Annotated in this window: 24 protein-coding genes; 10 read left to right on the top strand and 14 right to left on the bottom strand. The window is 72.8% G+C overall.

Going from position 1 to position 23,457, the window contains the following annotated elements; all coding sequences use genetic code 11:
- Positions 1-8: 8 nt before the first annotated feature.
- Positions 9-263 carry a hypothetical protein gene (locus OV079_RS25880; RefSeq protein ID WP_267771579.1) on the top strand — a complete coding sequence of 85 codons (255 nt, stop codon included), beginning with the start codon at positions 9-11 and terminating at the stop codon, positions 261-263.
- A gap of 205 nt (positions 264-468) precedes the next feature.
- Here the strand turns inward: OV079_RS25880 and OV079_RS25875 are convergent, their stop codons facing one another.
- Positions 469-870 (bottom strand): SRPBCC family protein, encoded by a 402-nt coding sequence (locus tag OV079_RS25875; protein ID WP_267771578.1) that lies wholly within the window; start codon positions 868-870, stop codon positions 469-471.
- A gap of 369 nt (positions 871-1,239) precedes the next feature.
- Complete coding sequence (locus tag OV079_RS25870) at positions 1,240-1,542, bottom strand: putative quinol monooxygenase (protein ID WP_267771577.1); 303 nt, start codon at positions 1,540-1,542, stop codon at positions 1,240-1,242.
- Between the two features lie 85 nt (positions 1,543-1,627).
- Here OV079_RS25870 and OV079_RS25865 point away from each other — a divergent pair, with 85 nt between their 5' ends.
- Positions 1,628-1,960: a winged helix-turn-helix transcriptional regulator gene (locus tag OV079_RS25865; protein WP_267771576.1), complete on the top strand. Its 333-nt coding sequence runs from the start codon at positions 1,628-1,630 to the stop codon at positions 1,958-1,960.
- A 22-nt stretch (positions 1,961-1,982) separates the two neighbouring features.
- On the opposite strand, the gene OV079_RS25860 is transcribed toward OV079_RS25865, so the two are convergent.
- Positions 1,983-2,576: a sigma-70 family RNA polymerase sigma factor gene (locus OV079_RS25860; RefSeq protein ID WP_267771575.1), complete on the bottom strand. Its 594-nt coding sequence runs from the start codon at positions 2,574-2,576 to the stop codon at positions 1,983-1,985.
- A 494-nt stretch (positions 2,577-3,070) separates the two neighbouring features.
- Here OV079_RS25860 and OV079_RS25855 point away from each other — a divergent pair, with 494 nt between their 5' ends.
- The 4 genes from OV079_RS25855 to OV079_RS25840 all read left to right on the top strand — a co-directional run bounded on the left by OV079_RS25855 (position 3,071) and on the right by OV079_RS25840 (position 7,396).
- Positions 3,071-3,517: a hypothetical protein gene (locus tag OV079_RS25855; protein ID WP_267771574.1), complete on the top strand. Its 447-nt coding sequence runs from the start codon at positions 3,071-3,073 to the stop codon at positions 3,515-3,517.
- Positions 3,518-3,599: 82 nt separating this feature from the next.
- Positions 3,600-3,851: a hypothetical protein gene (locus OV079_RS25850; protein WP_267710020.1), complete on the top strand. Its 252-nt coding sequence runs from the start codon at positions 3,600-3,602 to the stop codon at positions 3,849-3,851.
- 165 nt (positions 3,852-4,016) lie between these two features.
- Positions 4,017-6,377: a GH92 family glycosyl hydrolase gene (locus OV079_RS25845; protein WP_267771573.1), complete on the top strand. Its 2,361-nt coding sequence runs from the start codon at positions 4,017-4,019 to the stop codon at positions 6,375-6,377.
- Between the two features lie 191 nt (positions 6,378-6,568).
- Entirely contained in the window at positions 6,569-7,396 is an 828-nt protein-coding gene (locus OV079_RS25840) for a hypothetical protein (protein WP_267771572.1), read from the top strand.
- Between the two features lie 81 nt (positions 7,397-7,477).
- Here the strand turns inward: OV079_RS25840 and OV079_RS25835 are convergent, their stop codons facing one another.
- Both OV079_RS25835 and uppS read right to left on the bottom strand, forming a co-directional pair.
- Positions 7,478-8,341 (bottom strand): phosphatidate cytidylyltransferase, encoded by an 864-nt coding sequence (locus tag OV079_RS25835; protein ID WP_267771571.1) that lies wholly within the window; start codon positions 8,339-8,341, stop codon positions 7,478-7,480.
- Position 8,342: 1 nt separating this feature from the next.
- Positions 8,343-9,152 carry a polyprenyl diphosphate synthase gene (uppS, locus tag OV079_RS25830; protein ID WP_267771570.1) on the bottom strand — a complete coding sequence of 270 codons (810 nt, stop codon included), beginning with the start codon at positions 9,150-9,152 and terminating at the stop codon, positions 8,343-8,345.
- 364 nt (positions 9,153-9,516) lie between these two features.
- On the opposite strand from uppS, the gene OV079_RS25825 reads away from it, so the two are divergent.
- Together OV079_RS25825 and OV079_RS25820 are read left to right on the top strand one after the other, a co-directional pair.
- A complete protein-coding gene (locus OV079_RS25825; RefSeq protein ID WP_420829425.1) occupies positions 9,517-9,993 on the top strand; it encodes a YbjN domain-containing protein in 477 nt (158 codons plus the stop codon).
- 30 nt (positions 9,994-10,023) lie between these two features.
- Positions 10,024-10,758, top strand: a complete 735-nt coding sequence (locus tag OV079_RS25820) for a PspA/IM30 family protein (RefSeq protein WP_267778641.1) — start codon at positions 10,024-10,026, stop codon at positions 10,756-10,758.
- Between the two features lie 427 nt (positions 10,759-11,185).
- On the opposite strand, the gene OV079_RS25815 is transcribed toward OV079_RS25820, so the two are convergent.
- The 4 genes from OV079_RS25815 to OV079_RS25800 form a co-directional block, all read right to left on the bottom strand.
- Positions 11,186-13,093 carry a hypothetical protein gene (locus OV079_RS25815; RefSeq protein WP_267771568.1) on the bottom strand — a complete coding sequence of 636 codons (1,908 nt, stop codon included), beginning with the start codon at positions 13,091-13,093 and terminating at the stop codon, positions 11,186-11,188.
- Complete coding sequence (locus OV079_RS25810) at positions 13,090-13,587, bottom strand: hypothetical protein (RefSeq protein WP_267771567.1); 498 nt, start codon at positions 13,585-13,587, stop codon at positions 13,090-13,092. The genes OV079_RS25815 and OV079_RS25810 overlap by 4 nt, the downstream gene beginning before the upstream one ends.
- Positions 13,588-13,825: 238 nt before the next feature.
- Positions 13,826-15,244, bottom strand: coding sequence for a sigma 54-interacting transcriptional regulator (locus OV079_RS25805; RefSeq protein ID WP_267771566.1), 1,419 nt, complete (start codon positions 15,242-15,244; stop codon positions 13,826-13,828).
- A 556-nt stretch (positions 15,245-15,800) separates the two neighbouring features.
- Positions 15,801-16,493, bottom strand: a complete 693-nt coding sequence (locus tag OV079_RS25800) for a rhomboid family intramembrane serine protease (RefSeq protein ID WP_267771565.1) — start codon at positions 16,491-16,493, stop codon at positions 15,801-15,803.
- Positions 16,494-16,583: 90 nt separating this feature from the next.
- On the opposite strand from OV079_RS25800, the gene OV079_RS25795 reads away from it, so the two are divergent.
- Positions 16,584-16,898 carry a hypothetical protein gene (locus OV079_RS25795; protein WP_267771564.1) on the top strand — a complete coding sequence of 105 codons (315 nt, stop codon included), beginning with the start codon at positions 16,584-16,586 and terminating at the stop codon, positions 16,896-16,898.
- A gap of 369 nt (positions 16,899-17,267) precedes the next feature.
- Here OV079_RS25795 and OV079_RS25790 read toward each other — a convergent pair whose 3' ends face one another.
- The 5 genes from OV079_RS25790 to OV079_RS25770 all read right to left on the bottom strand — a co-directional run bounded on the left by OV079_RS25790 (position 17,268) and on the right by OV079_RS25770 (position 22,919).
- Positions 17,268-18,263 carry a hypothetical protein gene (locus tag OV079_RS25790; RefSeq protein WP_267771563.1) on the bottom strand — a complete coding sequence of 332 codons (996 nt, stop codon included), beginning with the start codon at positions 18,261-18,263 and terminating at the stop codon, positions 17,268-17,270.
- A 792-nt stretch (positions 18,264-19,055) separates the two neighbouring features.
- Positions 19,056-19,847 (bottom strand): twin-arginine translocase subunit TatC, encoded by a 792-nt coding sequence (gene tatC / locus OV079_RS25785; protein WP_267771562.1) that lies wholly within the window; start codon positions 19,845-19,847, stop codon positions 19,056-19,058.
- Complete coding sequence (locus OV079_RS25780) at positions 19,844-20,053, bottom strand: hypothetical protein (protein WP_267771561.1); 210 nt, start codon at positions 20,051-20,053, stop codon at positions 19,844-19,846. Before OV079_RS25780 ends, tatC begins: the two co-directional genes overlap by 4 nt.
- A gap of 130 nt (positions 20,054-20,183) precedes the next feature.
- Positions 20,184-20,480, bottom strand: a complete 297-nt coding sequence (locus tag OV079_RS25775; protein WP_267771560.1) for a Sec-independent protein translocase subunit TatA/TatB — start codon at positions 20,478-20,480, stop codon at positions 20,184-20,186.
- 810 nt (positions 20,481-21,290) lie between these two features.
- Positions 21,291-22,919, bottom strand: a complete 1,629-nt coding sequence (locus tag OV079_RS25770; protein WP_267771558.1) for a methyl-accepting chemotaxis protein — start codon at positions 22,917-22,919, stop codon at positions 21,291-21,293.
- Here OV079_RS25770 and OV079_RS25765 point away from each other — a divergent pair.
- Positions 22,887-23,120: a hypothetical protein gene (locus OV079_RS25765; protein ID WP_267771557.1), complete on the top strand. Its 234-nt coding sequence runs from the start codon at positions 22,887-22,889 to the stop codon at positions 23,118-23,120. The two genes, OV079_RS25770 and OV079_RS25765, sit on opposite strands and share 33 nt — an antisense overlap.
- The last annotated feature ends 337 nt before the right edge of the window (positions 23,121-23,457 follow it).

The raw sequence follows: 23,457 nt of genomic DNA, 5'->3' as shown, positions 1-23,457 counted from the left end.
ATACGTGGGTGCCGGGCCACTACACGGTCGAGCGCGGGGAGGACGAGCCGCCGCTGCGCTTCGCGGTGCAGGTCGACCCGGCCGAGAGCGACACGACGCTTCACACCGTCGCGGGGCCGCGGATCGAAGGCGACGAGGTCATGGCCGCCGCCCGCTACCCGCGCTGGCGCCCGCTGGTGCTGCTGGTCGCGCTGCTGCTGCTGATCGAGTCGGTCCTGCGCTGGCGCTCGACGAGCCGACGCGAGCAGACGCGAGCCCGCTGAGCTCTCGACCGCCTGGTCCTCGGGGCATGCCTTCGCGGGCATGTTCTGATGGACATGACCCGCAGGGCATGTCCTTCGAGACCTCTGCGACGCGGCCGCGACAGCGCCCCTGAGGCGCGATTCGAGCGCCCGGCCGCTCTGCGCGTGGCAGCCGTCGTGCCGAGGTGTTCCGGCCGAATCTCGCGCCCGTCGCGGTGGGCCGTGGTCACCCTTGCCGCGAGGCGCCGAGGGTGCGGCGGATCGCCGCCACGCCGGTGTCGATCATGCCGGCGAACCGCGGCGCGGCCGAATCGGGGGCGACGTCGGTGATCCACACGATCCGGCTGCCGCCCCCGTCGCCGGGGAACACCTGGAACGAGGCGTGATGGCGAACCTCGGGGTCGACCACGGCGTAGGCCAGGCGCCGGCGGACGTCGTCGCGGGCGATCAGGCGCTCGCGCACGACGATGCCACCGGCGAAGGTCACGGTGCGGTGGTCGCCCTCCAGCACGGTGTCGATGACAAAGCCGCGGGCTAGCCGCTCCTGGATCGCGCCCACGTCGCACAGAGCGGCCCAGCTGGCGTCGACGTCGGCGTCGACGAGGATCTCTCGATGAATGGTCGCCATGGATCATTGCCTCCACGGCCAGGCTGGCACGCCGGTCGTGCGGGTTACTGGAAGATCTTGCGGCGGCGCGGTGACGAGCGAGACCCGCGAGGTCGCGAGGTCGAATCGTCTCTGCGAGAGCGGCCGAGCTCGTCGCGTCTTGACCATATCACCACCGCCATGACGAGCAGGCGCGCGAGGCCCCACGAGGACGACGGAAGACGCGCGGCTCCGTCGCGGTAGGTCCTGAAGGACCGCCATAGGGTACACTTCGCATCAGGCGCGCCGCGCGAGGGAATCGTTCCTACATGTCCTTGTGGACATGCTCTGTGACGCATTGTCTCGAAGACATGCTCCAAAGCATGTCTTGTAGGAGAGACCGTTCGCCCGTCAGCGGCGCCAGACCAGCGCGGTCGGGGCGTAGTGGCGCATCTCTTCGATCTGCGCGACGTACGGGCGGATCGCCTGGAAGAACGGGCCGAACTCGGGGCCGCGGCGGAAGCCCTGCAGGTGCGCCTCGGTCGACACCCACTCGATGCGCAGGACGTAGTGTTCGGGCGCCTCCTCGCAGCGCGTCAGCTCGTAGGCCAGGCACTGCGGGGAGTCGCGCAGCGAGGCGCAGGCGCGGTCGTAGGCGGCCTCGAAGGCGGCGGGGTCGGAGGGCACGCGGTAGCGGATGTACTCGACGATCATGGGCCGCGAGGATCGGGCCGGCGCTGCCGCGGTTCAACGCACCAGGTGGTGCGTGCGCGCGCCGCGACGGGCATGATGCGGGGCCGTGACCGATTTGACGCGAACCTTCGGCTGCCCGGTCGAGCTGACCCTCGAGGTGCTGGGCGGCAAGTGGAAGACGGTGCTGCTGGCGCGCCTCAAGCAAGGCCCGCTGCGCTACGGCGACCTGCGGCGCCAGGTCTCGGGGCTGAGCGACAAGATGTTGACGCAGCGGCTGCACGAGCTCGAGCAGATCGGCCTGGTCCGGCGCGTCACCGTCGACGGCCACGAGCACTACGCGCTGACCGAGCGCGGCGAGTCGCTGAGCGCGGTGCTGCAGTCGCTCTACGACTGGGGCGCCGCGTTCGCGGCGGAGGCCGCAGTGAAGCTCGCGCCCTGAAATTCCGCGCACTCCGGGTGCGTCAGGTCGGCGGCCGGGAGTGGCCGCACGGGCCGGCGCAGGTGCAGTCGAGGCAGCCGTGCTCGGCGCAGGTGCCACACGAGCGCATCACCTGATTGCGCAGCGCTTCGCGGGCGCGGAACACTCGCACGGCCGCGTTGCCGGCCGTGATCCCGGCCTCGGCGGCGTAGTCCTTGACGGCCAGCCCGTCGAGCTCGATGCGCCGCAGCGCCTCGGCGTACTCCGGCTTGAGGTTGTCGGCCAGGTCGCCGACGCAGCGACACACCGCGCCGCGGGTCTCGCTGTCGGGCTCGGGCCGGGCGCCCAGCTCGGCCGCCAGCGCGTCCAGGCGGCGAGAGGCGGCGGCGTCGCGCCGCTGGTGGTCGATGACCGCGTTGCGCAGCACCCGGTAGAACCACGCCACCGCCGACTCCTCGTCACGCAGGCCGTCGAGCTTGCCGAGACCGCGCACGAACGCTTCTTGCAAGATGTCCTCGGCGAGCGCGCGGCTGCCGACCCGCGCCTGCAGGAACGCCAGGAACCGGCGGTGGTTGGCGACCAGCCGCGCGGCGGCGGCGGGCGTCTCCGGAGCGAGATCGCGGTCGGGCTCGGTCATGCGGTTCGTGGCTCGAGTATGACACGCCGATGGTCTCCGCGGACTGTCCTTCGGGACATGTGATTCGCGCCGCCGCCGACCCGTCCGCGGAGCGCTGCCGTGCGGTCTTGGGGTGCGGCGACGGGCGGCTGCGGAGCGCGGACGGGCTCGGTCATGTCGGGCCCGACGCGGGGACCCGCGAGCTGTCCTTGGGGGCAGGTTATCCCCGAGACGGGGCTCGTGCGTGGACTGCCGGCGTGAGCCCAGCGGGCTGCAGCAGAGCGAGCTGGCGGACGGGCGCGGTGATGCCGGTGTCATCGAGCCGGACTCCGGGGCGACTCCCTGTGCTGTCCTTCGAGACAGATCGTTTTCGCGGCCGTCGGCGTTGATGCGGGTCGAGCGGCAGCGGAGCTCCTTTACGCGGGCGGGAGCTGCCTTCGGACTGGTCTTGGGGACAGGTCGCGTCGCCTTCCTCGGCTTGTGCGGGAGCTGTCGGGCGTGCCATCCTCGGCTGCATGGTCGGCGCGGAGTGGCTGCGGGGCGCGAGCTTTCACGAGGTGTGGGCGGGCGTGATCGATCCGTGGCTGCTCGCCAGTCAGCGGGAGGACGACTTCGCGGCGTTGAACCCGGCGCAGCGCGACCTCGTTCGCGTCTGGTTGCTGCATGGTGTCGCTTGTCGCAGCGGGCTCGGCTCCCTGGTCGCCGAGGAGCCGCCGTGGATCGCCGGGGGCATGCGCGAGTCCTTGGTGCGGCTCGGGTTCGGGCTGCTGGCGCAGCTGTGGGAGGAGGCCACGCGGGGCATGGACTTCGCTGCGTGGCACCGGGAGATCCCCGCCGAGGTGTGCTTCACCTCGTCGCGGGCGATCGCCGCGCTGCAAGAGGCGCTGGTCGCCGGGGACTTCGCCGAGCTGCCCGAGCTGCTCGTCGCGCGGGTGCGGGCCGATCCCGGCGCGTACGCGTGAGCCGCTCGAATGCCGGGCGCGCCTGGTCGAGCTTGCCTGCATCGCCGGCCGCGACCATGTTTGAGGCGATTCGGAGGACCCCATGCAGCAGACAGAACCGACCGGACGTTGCGACTTCATCGACATGCTCGAGGAGTCGGCCCACTTCAAGCGGCCCGTGCAGGTCGAGCTGCGCAGCGGCGAGAGCTTCCAGGCCCAGGTGCTCGACGTCGTCACCGAGTCGGGCGAGGACTACGTGCTGTTCCCCGACCGCGAGCGCGTCCCGGTGACCCAGATCGTCGGCTGCAGGTCGACCTTCGATCACGACCCGCACAGCTACGACGAGAAGCTGTGACGCCTGCGCGAGCGGGCGGGGAGGGCTGGCACCCCCGGGGTTCGCGTGACGGCGACGACGGTCCCGGGCTTCCCCGATCGCCGCGGCTCCGGCCCCGCCGGCATGCCCGCATAACTCATCCTTCGTATCCGGCGCGGCGCCCGCGGCCGGGGGTAGGATGCGATCATGCTCCCGCGTCTGCGCCTGCTCCCTGCCGCGCTCCTGCTCGCCGCCTGCGCCGACCCGCCGGCGGAGGCGACCGACAGCGACGCCGGCAGCGCCTCGACGACGACGACCGGCGGCACCACCGGGCCGACGACCGGCGCGACCGGCGAGGGGACCAGCATGTCCCCGACGACAGGTCCCGAAGAACCTGAACTTCCGGGCATGTTCGCACCCGAGCCGCTGGTGCAGCACGTCAACCCGTTCATCGGCACCGGCGGGTCCGGTTACGGCGTGGGCAGCTCGTATCCGGGGCCGCAGGTGCCGTTCGGCCTGGCCCGGCCGGGGCCCGACACCACGCTGGCCGGCGGCTTCGCGCTGCCGTTCTCGCACTGCGCCGGCTACCACTACGACGACACCGAGGTCCAGGGCTTCTCGCAGACGCGCATGCACGGCACCGGCATCGTCGACTACGGCGCGGTGCGGGTGATGCCCACGCTCGGCATGAGCCCGGACAAGACCGATCCGGCCGGGTACCGGGTCGCGCTCGACAAGGCGAGCGAGACGGCCCGCCCCGGCTACTACGCGGTCACGCTCGGGAGCGGCGTGCAGGCCGAGCTGACCGCGACTGCGCGGGTCGGCCTGCAGCGCTTCACCTTCCCCGAAGGACAGGACCCGGTGGTCATCCTCGACCTCGCGCACGGCCTGCCCGACGTCGACACGGTCAGCGGCCAGCTCGAGGTCGACGCCGAGGCGGCCGAGGTCCGCGGCCACCACCACGTGTCGGGCGGTTACTCGGAGCGCTTCGGCGGGGTCAAGGTCTACTACGCGCTGCGGGCCTCGCGGCCGTTCGCCGAGTTCGGCAGCTGGAACGACGGCGCGCCGACGGCTGGCGCCGCCGCGCAGGAGGGCGAGGCGGTCGGCGCCTACCTGCGCTTCGACCCCGGCGAGCCGGTCGTCATCGCCATCGGCCTGTCGTTCGTCGACGCCGCGCACGCGGCCATGAACCTCGACGCCGAGGCGCCCGCGCTCGATTTCGAAGCGGCGCAGATGGCCGCCGAGGCCGCGTGGGAGCAGGACCTCGCGCGCGTGCAGGTGCGAGGCGAGAGCGACCGCGACTTCGAGCTGTTCTACACCGCGCTCTACCACGTGCTGCTGATGCCGACGCTGGCGAGCGACGTCGACGGCAGCTACCGCGGGCTCGACGACGCGGTCCACACCACCGACGCGCCGTACTACACCGATTTCTCGCTGTGGGACACGTTCCGCACGCTGCACCCGCTGCTCACGCTGCTCTACCCGGAGTACCAGGGCGACATGCTGCGCTCGCTGACGCGGATGGCCGAGGACGGCGGATGGATGCCGCGCTGGCCGCTCGGCCACGGCTACACCAACGGCATGGACGGCGAGAGCGCGACGGTCGTGTACGCCGACAGCATCGTCAAGGGCTTCGACCCCGACGACATCGGCCTGGCCTCGGCCTACGCGGCGATGCGCGAGACGGCGATGGCCCCGGTGCCGCCCGGCTCGCCGTACGGCGGGCGCATGGCGGTCGACAAGTACATCGAGCTCGGCTACGTCCCGGTCGAGGCCGGCTTCAGCTCGGCGTCGTGGACGCTCGAGTCGGCCTACAACGACTTCGCCCTGGCGAAGATCGCCGAGGCGCTCGGCGAGGCCGACGACGCGGCGATGTTCGCCGAGCGGGCCGGCTACTGGAAGAACGTGTGGGACCCGGCGCAGCAGTTCCTGGTCGCGCGCTCCGAGAGCGGCGCGTTCGTCCCCGTCCCCGACCCGTTCGGGTGGCAGGACTTCTACGCCGAGGGCAACGCGCTGCAGTACACCTGGTACGCCCCGCACGACATCGACGGCCTGGCCGAGGCGATGGGCGGCCGCGAGGCCGCGCTGTCGCGGCTGCAGCAGTTCTTCGAGGACTCCGAGCAAGAGGTCATCAGCCTCATGCCGCAGGAGTACTACTGGCAGGGCAACGAGCCCGACATCCACGCGCCGTTCGTGTTCAGCGCGCTCGACGATCACGCCCGCAGCGCGCGCTGGTCGCGATGGGTGCTGCGCAACCGCTACGGCGCCACCCCGTCGGGCCTGCCCGGCAACGACGACGGCGGGACGATGAGCGCCTGGCTGGCGTTCGCGGCGATCGGCGTGTTCCCGATCGCCGGCACCGACGTGTACCTGCTCGGCAGCCCGATCTTCAGCGAGACGATCCTGCACCTCGCCGGCGGCGACCTGCGGATCGTCGCGCCGGTGACGTCCGACGAGGCGGTGAACAGCGCTGCGGCGAGCTGGCAAGGCGAGCTGCTCGCGCGGCCGCGCCTGCTGCACGGCGACATCGCGCAGGGCGGCACGCTGCAGATCGATCTCGGACCCTGACATCGGGGTCATGCCGCGCCGCGCCCTCGCGCGCGCTCGCGTGCCGCGGGCCTGCGCGCGGCTCGAACGAGGAATCACCGCTGACACGCGCGCCCCGGGCCGCCTGCGACGTCGCTGTCAGAGGCTGCGCGCACATCGACGAGGCGAGGTCCACCCGGTGCGCGCCGCGCCGGCGCGTGCTACCCCCCGGCATGCGTTCTTACAGCTTCCCCTGCCTCAGCCTCGTCGCCTTGCTCGCGCTCGCGTGCGACTCGAAGCCCAACGACTCCGACACCGCCAACATCGACAGCAGCACCAGCACCGACGGGACCTCCGACGGCACCGACGGCGTGAGCTCGACCGGCGGGACCAGCGGCGGCGACCCGGCGACCACCTCCGCCGGCACTGTCACTGCCACCACGAGCGCGTCCGGGACGACCAGCGCCGGCAGCGACACCGACCCGGGCACCAGCACCAGCACCAGCGGCTACGACCCGACCGCGACCGCGACCTCGACCTCGGCCTCGGACGTCACCACCGACGGGCCGCCGCCGCCCGAGCCGACCCCGTGCGAGGGCGAGGCGATCGAGATCGACGCCGCCGCGCTGGCCTACACCGACGCGCAGGTGCCCCCCGATCCCGATCCGACCGGCGAGTCGTCCGGCACCAGCGGCGGCGAGCCGTCCGACCCGAACACCCTGCACGTGCGCCTGTCGAACCAGGTGGCCACCTGCGCCGACCCGAACGCCGGCATCGAGTGCGGCAACAACTGGGAGGTGTCGATCCGGATCCCGGTGGCCTACCAGACGCCCGGCCTCTACCACCTGCTCGGGCCCGACGTCACCGGCATCGCCATGGAGGCCGGCCAGGAGGACGCGCCCGACGTGTGCCCGTTCGGCGGCGGCAGCTTCGGCGCCACCTTCGAGCTGATCTCGATCGACGACAAGGAGGTCGTCGGCCGCCTGTGCCACGTCGACTTCCCGTTCTTCGACACCAAGCCGAACCTCGAGGGCAAGTTCACCGCGCCGCGCTGCCAGTAGCGCGAAGGGCCATGTCCGTGCGGACATGGCCCTCGGTGCAGGTGCCAAGGGGCATGCCCGAGCGGGCATGCCCTTCGTTCATCAGCTCGGCATGCCGCCGGCGAACACCACGTTGGCGGCGAAGTAGTAGACGACCGGGCCGACGAACAGCAAGGCGTCGACGCGGTCGAGCATGCCGCCGTGGCCGGGCAGCAGGTTGCCGGAGTCCTTGACGCCGTGGCTGCGCTTCAGCATCGACTCGAACAGGTCGCCGACCTGGCCCGCGAGCGAGCCGAGGACGCCGAGGACGATCGCGTGGCCGACCGCGAGCTCGGGCAGCAGGAAGGCCGAGCCGAAGCCGAGCGTGGCCACGTTGGCGCCGACGAGGCCGCCGAGCGAGCCCTCCCAGGTCTTGCCGGGGCTGACCGCCGGGTAGAGCTTGTGCTTGCCCCACAGCCGGCCGAACGCGTACGCGCCGGTGTCGGACAGAAACGCGATCCCCAGGGTCACGAACAGCCAGCCGGGGCCGAAGTGGTGCTTGATCTGCGGCCACAACGAGGCGAGCAGCGGCACGTAGAGCAGCGCCGCCAGGCACACCGACATGTGCCGGCCGGCCTGCTCGAGCGCGTGCTTGCGCGACAGCAGCACCAGCGCGACGGCGATCACCGAGAACATCAGCAGCGGCGGCAGCACCCGGCCGGCGCCGAACACCATCGGCAGCGCGACGATGGCCGCGCCGATGACCCCCATGAAGGCGCGCAGGCCGTACTCGGGCCCCGAGGTCGCGGCCGGGCCCGACAGCGAGCGCTGCGGCAGGGCCATGCGCAGGTACTCGTCGAGCGCGAAGCCGCCGAACAGCACCGCCAGGGCGAGGATGCTCCACGGCGTGGGGTCGACGAACAGGGCGACCAACAGGATCGGGACGAGGACGATCGCCGTCCACAAGCGCTTGATCAGATCGGCCACGTCAGCCCTTGCCTCGTTGCGCGGGGAAGATCCCGACGGCCGGCGGCTCGTCGAGCGCGTCGGCGTCGGACTCGCCGGGGAGCTGCCCGAAGCGGCGCTCGCGGCGACTGAAGTCGTCGAGCGCCTCCATCAGGTGCTCGCGCGCGAAGTCGGGCCACAGCACCTCGGTGAAGAACAGCTCGGCGTAGGCGACCTCCCACAGGAAGAAGTTGGAGATCCGGTGCTCGCCGCTGGTGCGGATCAGGAGGTCGAGCGGCGGCAGGTGGCGGCTCGAGTCGAGGTACGAGGAGAACGTCTTGGGGTCGATCTCGTCGGGCCGCAGGCTGCCGGCCTGGACCGCGCGGGCGATGCGGCGCGCCGCCTCGGTGATCATCTCGCGCCCGCCGTAGCTGAGCGCGAGGCACAGCGTCATCTTCTCGTTGTTCGCCGAGGCGGAGATGAGCTCGCGCATCGGGTCGCGGACGTAGCTCGGCAGGCGCTCGGTGTCGCCGACGGTGATCAGCCGAATGTTGTTGTCGAGGATCTCGGCCCGCTCTTCGAGCAGGTAGCGGTTGAGCAGCTGCATGAGGTGGAAGACCTCCTGCGGCGGCCGATCCCAGTTCTGGCTCGAGAAGGCGAACAGCGTCAGCGCCTCGACGCCGAGCTCGCGGGCGGCGCGGACGACCCGGCGGACGGCGTCGGCGCCGTGCTCGTGGCCGACCTCGCGCGGCAGGCCCTTCTGCTGCGCCCAGCGGCCGTTGCCGTCCATGATGATGCCGACGTGCCGCGGCAGCCGGCGGCCCTCGCCCGCGCCCGCTCCGCGCGCGCTCATCGACCGAGCCCTCGGCGGCAGCAGGGGGCGAAAGAGCGAGGCCGGTGAGGACGCCGAGCAGGGTATGTCATGAGTAGGAGGCGCTCCGTGGGGCCCGGCCCGGGGTGTTTCAGGCCCCCGCGACCGTAAAACTGGCGCGGCCCCGACAGGGGTGTTCGTCGCTTGTGCGGGCCCCCCGGATACCACGGCCCCGCGCGCCTGCAAAGGTGGCAAAGGCGGCAAAGGGGGGCAAAGCGGCCAAAGCGGCGCGCCTGACGGAGTTTGGGTTGCCGCCCCCACGGACCGTCGCGTATAGTGGCTGACCTCGGGCGTGCTGCCGGGCTCAGGCGCCGCAGTCGTGCCACAGACTTGTCTCACTGGCCCGATGCGACCGCCTCGGCCGCTGCCGCCGCCCCCGGCACCCGCGCCCACCGAACCCTCCATGAGTCACGCAGAAACGCTGGAATCGTACATGCTCCGGATGGAGCTGCCCCACGAGAAGGTCTCCGACGACACATGGGTGGTCGGGCCGGAGAGTCACTCGGGCATCCGCATCGTGGTCCGCATCGACGAGCCGATCGTGCTCTACTCGTCGCCGATCTTCGCGGTCACCGAGCGGACGCCCGACCATCTGGGCCTGTTCCGCCGCCTGCTCGAGTTCAACGACACCACGCTGCACTGCGCCTACGCCCTCGACGGCGACCAGATCTTGCTGACGGGCGCGCATCAGCTCGCCGACCTCGATTTCAGCGAGTTCCAGGCCATGGTCGAGGACATGGCGATGGCGCTCGACGGTCACTTGGAACAGCTCACCCCGTGGCGCCCGGCGCCGAATCACAGCGACATCCAGGAGGGCAACTGAGATGGGACTTTTTCACGCCTCGGCACCCTCATCCGCTCCAACATCAACGAGCTCATCAACCGGGCCGAAGACCCGGAGAAGATGCTCAATCAGGTGTTGGTCGACATGAAGCAGCAGCTCATCGAGGCCAAGAAGCAGGTGGCGATCGCCATCGCCGATGAGAAGCGCATCAAGAAGCAGTGGGAGCAGGAGGCCGCCAAGGCGGCCGAGTGGGAGAAGAAGGCGATGCTGGCCCTCAAGGCCGGCGACGAGAACCTCGCCCGCGCCGCGCTGCAGCGCAAGGGCGACCACGACGAGGTCGCGTCCCAGCTCAAGGACCAGTGGGAGGCGCAGAAGAACTCGGTCGAGCAGCTCAAGGTCGCCCTCCGCGGCCTCGACGCCAAGATCGAGGAGGCCAAGCGCAAGCGCAACCTGCTGGTCTCGCGCCAGAAGCGGGCCGAGGCCCAGCGCACCATCAACGAGACGCTGTCGAGCATCAACTCGACGTCGGCCTTCGACACCTTCGGCCGCATGTCCGAGCGCGTCACCCAGCTCGAGGCCGAGGCCGAGGCGACGTCGGAGATCGGCGGCGTGCTCGAGGAAGGCAGCCTCGAGTCGCAGTTCAAGGCCCTCGAGGCCGGCAACGTCGACGACCAACTCGAGGCCCTCAAGCGCAAGATGGCCCTCACCGCCGGCAAGTCCGAAGACCCGCGCCAGCTCGGCTCCGGCCGCGCCGACGCCAAGTCGGCCCCGCCCCCGCGGAAGAGCTCAGCTCCGACGACCTGAAGGCCGCCGAGATCGACGCCCAGCTCGAAGAGCTGAAGAAGAAGCTCAGCGGCTAGACGCCGCGAGCCAGCGACCGGCCGGAGCGCGACGCCAGTCGCCTCCGGCCTCGTCGCGAGCGGCGAGGAGCGCGGAGCACCGGTCGCCGGCAGCGAGCCGGAGGGCGAAGCACGTCTGCCTCCGAGCCGACGGTCACAGTCGAAGCGGCGCGGAGCTCCGAGTCGCGAGCGACGCTCGTGCGGGCGTGTCGGTGAGCGAGCCTTCGATCGCCGGTGCGCGAGGCGGGGCCACGCGCGGCCGGCCGGCCGTCGGTCCGCTCGTGCTCCCGCGCGGCGGCGGGCTCGGGCTGCGCTTGGCCTTCTGAGAGCCTGGCTCGAAGGGCATGGCCGATCGGTCATGTCATTGAGGACATGCCTGTTCAGGCATGTCCTCAAGTGCAGCCGGAGAACTGCAGGTCGACGACGATCTCGAGCCCGGCGGCGCGGCACTCGAGGATCGCGTGGCCCTGGACGGCCCAGATGTTGTTGACGCGGACGTTGCCGCGCTCGAGATGGACGTCGAACACCTCGCACTCGCTGGCGGCGGTGACGAGGAGCGCGAGGTCGTGGTCGGGGATGTTCATCGCCAGCGAATAGCCGTCGACCGGGTCGTCGACGATCCGCACGCCGCTGCCGACGTCGCCGCGCTCGGTCAGGTCGACGCCGAAGAACTGGCGGTGCTCGCCGGAGACGCAGGTCGTCGGGGACATGGTCCAGGCGCCGTATTCTTCGCTGTCGACCGACAGCATGCCGCCGAGGTCGTCGCCCGAGCCGCCGCACGCGGACAGGCTGCCGAAGCACAGGAGGAGGCCGAGCCAGGAGCGTCGCACGCGAGGCAGCGTAGCAGCCGCGGGCAGCGGCTTGCGGGCCGGGCGCGCGGCGGGACGAGGTTGCGGCGGCCGCGGGAAGGAGGCTCGGCGAGGGACGGGGCGCGGCGGGGCGAGGTTGCGGGCGGCCGCGGGGAGCAGGTCGCAGGAGCGGCGGTGGAGCTCGGCGAGGCGAGGTTGCGGGCTGCCTCGGGTCGCAGGAGCGGCGGTGGGGCTCGGCGAGGGATGGGGCGCGGCGGGGCGAGGTTGCGGGCGGGGAGCAGGTCGCAGGAGCGGCGCTGGGGCTCGGCGAGGATGGGGGCGCGGCGGGGCGAGATGCGGGCGGCCGCGGGGAGCAGGTCGCAGGAGCGGCGCTGGGGCTCGGCGAGGATGGGGGCGCGGCGGGGCGAGGTTGCGGGCGGCCGCGCGGAGCAGGTCGCAGGAGCGGCGCTGGGGATCGACGAGGATGGGGGCGCGGCCGGACGAGATGCGGGCGGCCGCGAGTTGCTCGACGTCGGTCGCGGTCTCGCGCCGCTCCCGGCTCGGGGCGGCGACGCGACTTCGCGCTCGGGACGCGTGATGGGTCGCGGTCCGCGGCGGCTCAGGGCGTGTGCGCGGGCGCCTTGGCGGCGGGCGTGCTGCCGGGGACGGTGCTCGGGCTCGCGGTGCTGCTCGGCTGCGCGGTGCTGCTCGGCTGCGCCGTGGACGGGCGCGGGCCGGTGGTGGGGCCGCCGGGGACGGAGGGGTCGCGGTCGACGGCGATTTGGTCGGGGCGCCGGTGCTCGGGCCCGGGACCTTGACCGGGGTGATCGTCGCCGGCTTGAGCGGCGCGCCCGACTGCAGGTTGATCTGGTCGACCTTGGGCAGGTCGCGGGCGAACGACACCTGCACCTGCGTGCGCATGCGTGGCTTGGCGTTGGCGCGCTTGGCCGGCTCCTCGGCGATCTCGTCGGGCTTCCACGTGTGCCACAGCGGGGCGCCCTCGAACTGCAGGCCGGCCAAAGCGTCGAGGAGCAGCTGCAGGTCCTCCTGCTTGCTGCTCGACAGGGTGAAGCGGCAGCGGACGGTGTGGCACTCGACGTTCGACGTCGAGACCGACGGCGACGGCACCAGGCCCTTGAAGGTCTGCAGGCGGGTGGCAGTGATGATCTGGGTGATGAGTGGGCGGTGGGCCACGCTCCACGCCTCGAAGGTCGGCTCGGCCTTGAACGCGACGCCGTCGTAGGCCTCGTGCAGCTGCACGAGCAGGTTGGCGGCGCGCGGCGCGGTGAACGGTTCGAAGCCGTCCTTGTCCTTGTCGTCGTCCTCGTCGCCGCCGGCGGCAGCGGCCGGGCTCGGCTTCGGCGGCGGATCCTTGGCGACCGGCGGCGGCAGCGGGCCGGGCGGGACGCTGAGCGACCAGTGGGCGATGAGCGCCGCGCTGACGCAGAGGAACGGCAGCAGCCAGCCGACGAGGGCCGGCCGTCCGGTGGGGCGGGGTTCGGTCGAGTTCATGGGGTAGTGGCCGTAGGGGTAAGAGGGGGCAAGGGGATCCGCACGCGCCAGGCGCCTTCCTCGCGCACGAGGGTGAGCGTGTGGCTCTCTTGCTGACTGCCGAGCAGGCGCACCTGGGCGAGCTCGCCGTCCTTGGCCTCGGAGGGGTCGCCGTCGCCGACCAGCTCGGCGCTGGCGAGCTCGAAGTTGGGGTCGACGTCGACGATCTGCAGCATCTCGGCCGGCTCGATGCGCCGGCGACCGCCGACCTGGTCGGAGGCCTGGGCCGCGGCCGCGGTGAGGCGCTCGGTGGCGGCCCGCTCGAGCAGCGGGTAGACGGCGTTCATGTCGCCGCGCTGGACCGCGGCGGTGAACGCCTGGGCGGCGCGCACCGGGTCGCCGCTGCGATCGCCGCAGGCGCCGGCGAGGGCGGCCCAGCAGATCAGGGCGGCGGTGCGCAGGACGGCGGGGATCGCCGGGCGCGAGTGTCCGCTGGGACAGGTTTCCGGGGACATGGCGCGCAGGACAGCCGAGAGGCCGCCGCGGAGCGGGTGAGGTGGGCGAGCGTCGGGCTCGTGAGCGCGGCGTGTGGGGCGGGGCGAGCGGCTGCGGCGGGACCCGCGGCGTGTCCTTCGGGACAGGTCGGTGCGGAGGCCAGGACGGGCTGTTCGGGGCCGGGCGTGGCGGCCTGTCCTTCGGGGCAGGTGGACGCGGCGGCCCCGGTGTGCTGGCCTTCGAGACGGGTCTCTTCGGTCATGGCTCGTCGTCCTTCACGCGGTGGAGGCCGAGGCGCTTGAGCAGCTCGCGCAGGTAGTAGCGGGTGATGCCGGCGGCCGCGGCGGCGCGGCTGAGGTTGCCGTCGTGTTGCTCGAGCAGGCGGGCGAAGTAGCGGCGCTCGAAGGCGTCGAGCATGGCCTGCTTGGCCTCCTTGAACGGCTGGGCGAACAGGGTCTCGTCGCCGGGTTCGGGCGGCGGGGTCTCGGCGGGCGCGGGCGCGGGGACGGGGCGGCCGGGGCGGCCGAGGAACAGGTCGCCCGGCTCGATGACGCCGGCGCTGGCGAAGTGGACCGCGCGCTCGATGGTGTTCTTGAGCTCGCGGACGTTGCCGGGCCAGGGGTGGGCGACGAGGGCCCGGCGCGCGGCCGGGCTGAGGACGACGCCGCCGCCGCGCGGGCGGGTGAAGTCGCTGACGAACTTCTCGGCCAGCAGCAGGACGTCGTCGCCGCGCTCGCGCAGCGGCGGCAGCTCGACGGTCATGACGGACAGGCGGAAGTACAGGTCCTCGCGGAACAGGCCCTGGCCGACCATCGTCTTGAGGTCGCGGTGGGTCGCCGCGACCACGCGGACGTCGACCTTGCGCACCTGGGTCTCGCCGATCCGCTGGACCTCGCGGCGGTCGAGCACGCGCAGCAGCTTGGGCTGCAGCTCGAGCGGCAGCTCGCCGATCTCGTCGAGGAAGAGGGTGCCGCCGTGGGCCTCCTCGAAGGCGCCGGCGCGGCTCTCGAGCGCGCTGGTGAAGGCGCCCTTGCGGTGGCCGAGGATCGCGGCCTCGGCCAGCTCGCGCGGCAGGGCGCTGCAGTCGAGGACCACGAACGGGCCCTTGTGGCGCGGCGACTCGTCGTGCAGCGCGCGCGCGACCAGCTCCTTGCCCGAGCCGGTCTCGCCGCCGACCAGCACGCTCATGTCGGTGTCGGCGATCCGCTCGAGCACGGCGAACAGCTCGCGCATGCCGGGGCTCTGGCCGAGCAGCGCGCCGAAGTGGGTCTGGCGCGAGATCGGGACCTGGACCTCGTCCTCGGCGAGGAAGGCGATCGCGGTCTTGCCGACGTGGATCGTCGCGCCCGGCTCGATCCAGGCCTCGCGGATCCGCACGCCCCCGACGTGCGTGCCGTTGGTGCTGCCGAGGTCGCGCAGCAGCACCGCGCCGTGCGGGCCGCCGGACCCGAGCTGCAGCTCGGCGTGGAGGCCGCTGATCGAGCTGTCGGTGAGCACGAGGTCGTTGACCGCGCTGCGGCCGATCGTCAGCCGCGGCCGCGCGGTCTGCACCTGGGCGTCGCGGTCGGGGCCGTCGGTGACCCGCAGCATCACGCGACGCAGCGGCCGCGACGGCGACGGTCGGGCCACGCTGGTCGTCATCGCCGCTTCGCGCGGCTCGTCGCTTCGGAAGGTCACTGCAGGCTCGTCATCGCAGGAGGAGAGAAAGGACAGGTCACTTGGGACAGGTCGCAGAGGACAGGGCTGAACGGACAGGCGGAATGAGGCAAGCGGAGAGGCGCGGCGGGGGGGACGCGGGGGCCGGGAGGCGCGGCGAGGGGAGAGAGGAGCGCGGAGGTGGGGCGTCACGGGGCGCGGCGAGGAGGGAGCGGGAGGAGCGGACGCAGGGACCTGGGAGGCGCCGCGAAGAGGGTGCGGAGCGGGGGCGCGGGGCGCCGGGAGGCGGGGCGAGGAAGAGGCGCGCAGATGCGGAGTACGTGGCGAGGAGGAGAGGCGCGCAGCGGGGACGCGGGGCGCCGGGAGGCGTGGCGAGGAGGAGGCGCGCAGATGCGGAGTACGCGGCGAGGAGGAGAGGCGCGCAGCGGGACGCGGCGCGGCGAGGAGGAGAGCGAAGACGCGGACGCGGGGCGCCAGGGTGCGCGGCGAAGGGGGAGAGGAGCGCGGGGCGCCGGGGTGCGCGAAGCGTGAGCGGGGACGCGGAGGCGGCGCGGACAGGGCGAAGGGGACATGTCCTTCAGTTCAGGTATTGCTCGCGGCCGTCGACGATCCGCAGGTGGCGCGGGCGCTTGCCCCCGCCGCGCTTGCGCGGGCCGACTTTGCCGGAGGCGGGTCGCTTTTGCCAGCGACGGACGAGGACGAGGGCGAGGCCGGCGGCGACGAGGCCGGGGACGATGCCCGGCCAGCCGTCGCGCAGGAGCGGGCCGAGGAGCAGGAGCGCGACGACGACGCCGGCGAAGCTGCGCACGCTGACCGGCAGGGCGCCGAACAGGGCCAGGGGGTCGCGCGCGAACAACACGCCGAAGGCCACGACCGCGGCGATGTCGACCGGGGTGGTGCCTCCGAGCGGCGCGGCCAGGGCGGCCGGGACGGCCAGGCCGACGAGGCCGAGCACCAGGTAGCCGAGGACGGCGGCGCCGAGGACGAGGCCGAGGTAGCGCGCGGTGCCGAGCCGCCCCTCGACCCGGCTGCCGACGAGCCACTGCAGCAGACCGGTGCCGATGAGGCCGGCGAGCTGACCTTCGGGGAACAGGAACGGCGCGGTGAGCGGCTGCCACGGGGCGGGCTCGCTGACGAACGGCGCGCCGAGCAGGAGCAGGCGGGCGACGGGCAGGTCCGAGACGAACGCGCTGGCGGCCGTGGCGGCCACCAGCAGCCAGAAGCTGCCGGGCCGGAAGCGCGGCAAGTTGGCGAACGGCGAGGTCGACACGTCCGGGGAGTGTAGCAGGTGCGTCGGCCGCGCCCGTCGATGTACGCCGGTTTTTGCGGTGCGCCGGGCGGGTTTGGCACGCTCCGGCGCATGGACCCGAAGAACCGCCGCCGTCATCGCGTGTTTGCGACCAAGCACACGGAGTACCACCTGCGGGCCGACGAGTGCGTGGCCGTCCGCGATCGCAGCACCGGCGCGTGGCTGCGGCAGCACGCGGCGCTGCGCCTGCGCGCGGTCCAGCTGCCGCCGCTCGGCGCCGACGCGGAGTGGATCGGGCGCCGCCTGCAGTTCTGGGGGCACGCGACGGACGTGACGACGTCGCCGGTCACGGAGGTGATGCGCCCCGAGCTGCCCGCGCTCGCGCACTACGTCAGCGGGGTGCGCAGCGGCGAGATCGCGGCGTGAAGGCAGCGGCCGGGGCGGCGGCGGTGCTCGCGGGCTGAACGCGGGGTCGCAGGTCGCGCGGCGCGGTGAAGAGGGCTGCTGTCCTTCGGGACAGGTTTGAAGATGCCGGCGCGGTCGGCTCGCGGCGTCGCGGCGCGAGCTTCGGCAGCGCGTCGAGGCGCTGGCGGACGACGGGTCCGTCGCGACACGGCCGCTTCACCGGCTGCTTTCGCTGTCGCGGTGTAACTGCCGGGTGCGGCGAGTGCTGTCGCGGGCCAGGGAGGGGCTGGTCGATCGGGCATGCTGCAGCGGACATGTCCGTGAGCACATGCGCGAAGGGCATGTTCTGGCGAACATGCCCTTTCGAGCGGTGCCGGCCGCGAGGCGCGGTTACTTGGAGCCGGCCTTCTTGGGGGCGGGGCCGCGGGTCGGGTCGGGGCCGCCGGTCGGGACGCCGGCGGCGTCGACGGGCGCGGCGGTCGACGGGGTGCGCGTCGAGTCGACCGGGCCGGTGGCAGGGTTGGCGGCGCCGGTCGGAGCGGCGCCGGTCGGCGGCACGGCGGACGACGGGGTGCCGGTCGGGGCAGCGCCGGTCGGCGGGGTGCCGGTCGGGGCCGTCGGGTCGGTGGTCGCGGGTGGGGCGTCGGTCTTGGTGTCGCCACCGGCGGCCGCGGCGGGGTCGCCGTCGCCGTCGTAGCAGCACAGGATGCCGCCGTTGCGCTCGGAGGTGACGGAGCCGCAGCCCTCGGCCTTGCCGAGCGAGATCTTGGTCTGGCCGCGCCAGATGGCGTCGCGGCACTTGCCGAACGCGCAGCCGTCACCGCAGCAGACCGGCTCGGAGCAGATGCCGGAGTCCATGCACGGGAACACGGTCTCGGCGGTCGGCGGCGGCGGGCACAGGTCCTCGGTCTGGCCGTGGCTCATGGCGGCGACGAACTTGCCCGGGCCCGCCTCCTTGTTGCAGGCGTTGGCGGTGGTGTGCCGCTTGAGGTCCTCGTGCTTGCCCTGGTAGCCGCACACGTGCCAGCCCTTGGAGCAGGCGTCGGCGGGCGAGGTGCAGACGCCCTTGTCGTCGCCGCAGGCCTTGCCGGTCGGCTTGTCGCGCAGGCTCTTGGTGCCCTCCCAGGTGGCGAGGCAGCCGGCGATCCGCTTGTGCCGGGTGAGGTCGGCGAAGCCCTCGCGCTGGCCGTCGGCGCAGCCGATGACCTCGGGCTCGCCCTTCTCGCTCTCGATGAACTTCACGCCCTGGAGCGAGCGCGGCGGGTCTTTGCCGGAGGGGTCGTCGTAACCGCCCACGTTGGGCCCGGGGCCGCACACGCAGGCGGACTGGAGCACAGGTACGGCGAGGAACACGGCCAGGAGCCGCGAGAGGCGAAGCTGAAACATGGGGCGCAAAGAATAGGCGAGTTGCGCGCCGCGGGGAAGGTTTCGGCCGCGGCCGCAGACCGCGAAAAATTGCGCAAACTCGCCTCGCCGAACCCCCTGCGCGCCCTCGCCGGCCGGCGCTGCCGGGGCCGCGCTAGCCCGGGTCGAGCCGCGGCGAGGCCGGCGCGCACGCGGGCGGCGAGCGCGTCCGCGGACCGCGAGCGGAGCCGAGATCGGCGAGCGCGACGGACTGCGGTGCCGCCGTGACGCGAGATCGCGGGCGCGGCGGCGGCACCGGCGATCGTGATGTCGGGTGACGCGGTGCGCGACGCGTCGACGAGGACGAGGCGTCCGCTCGCTATGGTCGGAAGAGCTCGAGTCGAGCCGGGCAGACCGAGGGTTCAGCCGGGCCTTGCTTCGCCTGTCGGGTGATGCTGCGAGGCCGGCCGCTGCGAAGCGTCGAAAGAGCTCGAGTCGACGCCCGGCAGACCGGGAGTTCAGTCGGGGCATCGCTTCTCGGGCAGGTGGGGCGAGGCCGGCTGCTGCGAAGCGTCGACGTGCGGGCCGAGCGTCGTCGCTGCGCGGCGACCCGGACGTCAATCGTGGACGTGTCGCCGGCGCGTCGATCTGCGAGGTCGATCGCGCGAGCGCTCCGGCGAAGGCGCGGCCCGTGTGATGCCGGGGCGCGGGGCTAGGCCTCGGGGTCGTCGGGCGCGGGCGGGACCGGCTCGGGGGCGGCGCGCTCGCGGCTGCGGGTGATGAGGGCCGAGACGCCGACGCTGAGGAAGAACAGGGCGACCATCGGGAAGGCCATCATCGCTGCGAGACGGGCTCGGGCGGGGTGAGCACGGCGGCGATGACGAAGATGGCGATGACCGAGATCTTCCAGAACCGCAGCAGGCTGCGATGGGTGACCACGCCGGCGAAGCTGAGGAAGGCGATCAGCAGCGGGAATTCGAACACCGCGCCGAAGGCGACCAGGATCTTGGTGGCGTCGCGGATGTAGTCGTTGAGCGTGAGGTGGTACGCGACGGTGGTCTCGGCGCCGCTGGTGCTCTGGGTGTACGAGAGCAGCCACTGGATCGTCCACGGCAGCACGAACTTGTAGCAGAAGGCGGCGCCGGCCAGGAACATGAGCACCGAGGTGGCCACGAACGGGATGACGTAGCGCTTCTCGCGGGCGTAGAGGCCGGGGGCGATGAACATCCACAGCTGGTAGAAGCCGATCGGCGCGGCCAGGAAGATGCCGGCCGCGACCGCCACCCGCATGTCGGTCATGAAGGCGTCCATCATCGCCAGGACCTGCAGCTCGGGCTTGCCGGCCATGCCGGCGGCGGCCCACGCGGTGTGCAGCGGCGCGGCCAAAAACTCGCGCAGCTCGGTGGCGTAGACGAAGCAGAGGATGCACGCGACGACGAGGCCGAGGAACGCCTTGACGAGGCGGTTACGCAGCTCGCTCAGGTGGTCCCAGAACGACATCGGCTGGTCGCCCTCGGGGCCCTCGGCCAGGCCGTCGAGGCCGTTGGTGGGAGGCGGGGCGCGACCGCCGGCAGGGGCGCCGGGGCGGGGACGGGTGGGGTCTGGCCGGCGCTCATGCGACGTCACTCGTTGGCGGCCCGGGCCGGCGAGACGCCGGCGCGCGTGGCGGGTTCGGCCGGGACGGCGCCGGGCACCGGGACAGGGCGCGGCACGGCCTCGGGCGGGGCGGAGGAGACGGCGCCGGCGACCGGGACGGGCCGCGGGGCCTCGGCCGCGGCGGAGGCGACGGTGCCCGCGACGGGGACGGGCCGCGGGGCGGCCTCGGCGGCCACGGTCGAGACGGTCGCCGAGGCGGCGGCGGGCGCGGCTGGGCTGGTCGAAGGACCTGCTCCGAAGGACCTGTCGCAACGGGCCTGTCCCCGAGGGCAGGCGCTCGCTTGGCCTCCTCGCGGGCGATCTCGTTCATCTTCTGCTGGGCCTTGACGACCTCCATGCGCGCGCGCTGGAGCTCGCGCCGGGCGATGTCGCGGGCCCCGTCGAGCTCGGCCTTGGTGCCGTGGTAGGCGGCGCGGATCTCCTCGATCGGCTCGCGCAGCTCGTCGGCCTCCATGACCTGGGCCCGGATTGCTCGGCGGTGCGGCGGATGCTGCCGTAGATGCCCGCCAGCGTCTTGATCAGGTTGGGCAGCTCGCGCGGCGAGAAGAGCATCAAGGCGACGAGCCCGACCAGGATCATCTCGGTGAGGCCGATGCCGAACACGGGCAGACCATAGCAGTGTCCCGCCGCGCGGGCGAGCGGGCCGGCGGCGCAATCCGCGCGAGCGAGCGGACGGGCCGCTCAGGGGCCCTCCGCGGCCGCGCAGCCGCGGGCCAGGACGTCCCGCACGCGCCGGCGCGGCGACGCCCGGCCAGGCGAGCGATCGCCGGCCGCTGCAGCCCCGCGGGCGCGCGCGGGCGGCGAGGATGTCCGAAGGGACAGCTGCTTGGGCGGCCTCAGCCCGCCGAGCGCTCGCGGCGAGGCGGGAGCAGAGGCCGCGCGCGGGGCGATGGCGGGCGCGGATGTCCGGAGGGACAGGTGACGCAGGGCGGCGGCCGCGAGGCGACTTGCCACCGGGCGAGGGCGGGAGGACGAGAGCGCGGGCCTGGAGCGGGCGCGGATGTCCGGAGGGACAGGTGCGCAGGGGGGCCGCGAGGGGAGGGGGAGGGGCGAGGACAGGCGCAGGGGCAGTGCGGGGCGAGGGCGGGCGGGGATGTCTGGAAGGACAGGTGCGCAGGGCGGTGGCCGCGAGGGGGGACGTACGAGCCGGGCCAGGACAGGAGCAGAGGCCGCGCGGGCCGAGGTGGGCGCAGATGTCCGGAGGGACAGGTGCGCAAAGGCCGGGGCCGCGAGGGCGACGCACGCAGCAGGCAGCGCGGGGCGAGGGCGGGCGGGGATGTCCGGAGGGACAGGTGCGCAGGGGCGCGGATGTCCGGAGGGACAGGGGCGGCCGCGTCGGCGCGGCCTGCCTTTCAGAACATGCCCACAGGGCAAGGCCCTGAAGAACATGTCGCGGGGGACATGCCCCCGCGGTCACATGCGGGCGGGGCCCGGCTTGATGGTGCGCGCGGGCTGGCGCCGCGGCGGGGTGACGCCGACGCTCGAGCTGAGCTGCTCGTAGAGGCTGCGCTGGTAGGTCATGCCCTCCTTGACCGACTTGAGGCCCTCGACGATCTGGTCGGCGCCCTGGGTCTGCGCGCGGTGGGCCTTGCTCAGCTGGCTGACCATCTCGCTGATCGTCTCGATCGCGCGGGTGATCTGGCGCGAGCCGCGGGTCTGCTCCTGGGTCGAGCGCTCGACGTGGCGGGTGATCGTCTTCATCTTCTCGGCCGAGCGCATGATCTGCTCGGCGCCGCGGGCCTGCTCGCTGGTGGCGGTGGCGACCTGCTGCACGGTGGTGGCGACGACGTTGATCGCGTCGGTGACCTGCTTGGAGTTCTGGGTCTGCTGGACGGCGACGCGGGCGATCTCGCGGACCATGCCGGTGGAGCGGCGGGCGGCGTCGGAGATCCGCTTGAGCGCGTCCTCGGCCTGATGGCTGACGCGCACGCCGTCGTCGACCGACTTGCTCGAGCGCTGCACGGCTTCGACGGCGTTCCGGCTCTCGCGCTGGACCGCCTTGATGATGTCGGCGATCTCCTTGGTGCTGCTGGCGGAGCGCTCGGCGAGGTCCTTGATCTCGTCGGCGACCACCGCGAAGCCCTTGCCGTGCTCGCCGGCCTGGGCGGCGATGATGGCGGCGTTGAGCGCGAGCAGGTTGGTCTGCTCGGACACGTCGTCGATGACGCTGAGGATCTTGCCGATCTCGCTGATCCGCTCGCCCAGGCGGCTGATGACGGCCACGCCGTCGGCCGAGTAGGTCTTGATCAGGTTGATGACCTCGATGGTCTGATTGATGGCGTCCACGCCGCCCTCGGCGGCCCACACCACCTCCTCGGACAGACCGGCGGTCTCGTTGGCGTTGTTCTCGACCTGCTGGATCGAGGTGTCCATCGCCGTCATCGCCAGCGAGGTCTCCTCGGCGGTGGAGCTCAACGCCTCGATGTTCTTGGCGACCTCCTTGACCGAGTAGGTCATCTCCTCGATCGAGGTGGCGGTCTCCTGCACGCTGGCGGCGAGGTTCAACATGCTCTCGGCGACCTCGTCGTTGGCGGCGGCCATCTCGAGGATCGAGCTGGCGCTCTCCTCGGCGTTGCTGGCCAGCAGCTCGACGTTGTCGGCGATGCCCTTGAGGCCGCCATTGACGTTGTTGAGCGCCTGCGAGGTCTCCTCGAGCGCGCCGGCGGTGGTGCCGAGGCCCTCCGAGAGCTCCTGCATCAGCGCGGCGGCCTCGGCGTCGATGCCCCGGCTGCTGATGCCGCCCTCGTCGAGCATGCGCCGCAGCTCCTCGGCGTCGCGCACGGCGCCGTCGCGCTGGTTGAGGGCCTCGGCCAGACGAGCCTGGATCCGCTGGAGATCGGCGGCGGTGGCCTCCTGCTCGCGCCGCGCCGACTCGAGCTCGCTGGTGAGGCGATGCCGGGTCTCGTTGGCGCCGCGGCGGATGGTCTCGAGCTCGTTGCGCAGGACGTCGAGCTCGGGCACGCCGCCCCGCACGCTCTGCTGCAGCGCGCGCGACTCGGTCTGGGCGTCGTGAAGGCGCGTCTCGAGGTCGGCGATCCGCACCTCGGCGGCCTGGGCCCGGCCGGCCTGCTCCTGCGCCCGCGTGGTGACCTCCTGCAGGCGCGCGGTGAGGCTGCGCTGCTCGAGCTCGGCGTTGCGCAGCTGGTGAGCGTCGGCCTGCAGCCGCGCGGCCAGCTCCTGACCGTGCGCCTGGCAATCTGCAGGCGCGCGGTCAAGTCCTGCACCTGGGCCTGGAGCCCCTGAGCGTGGGCGGTGGTGTCGTGCAGGGCGCGCTCGGACTGGTGGCTGCGCGCCTCGACCTCGCGCAAGGCCTGGCGCTCGTCACCGGCGCGCGCGAGCTGCTTGTCGGCGTGCGCGCCGAGGACGTAGCCGGCGACGCCCGTCAACAAGGCGATGGCGCCGGGATAGATGGGCTCGAGCCCGCCGAGGACGGCGATGCCGGCGAGAAGCCCGAGGATCAGCGGCAACCAGGGCGGCAGCGGGAGTCGATTGTCCATTCGCGCGTTGGCGGCGATTGTAAAGAAAGGCCGGGCGAGCCTCCAGGCCGGGTCGCGGCGATGGTATGCGCGAAAACGCTCTG

Origin of the sequence: Nannocystis pusilla, assembly GCF_026626665.1 — a bacterium.
GTDB classification, from domain to species: Bacteria; Myxococcota_A; Polyangia; order Nannocystales; family Nannocystaceae; genus Nannocystis; species Nannocystis pusilla.
This window is presented reverse-complemented; position numbering and strand designations above follow the sequence as displayed.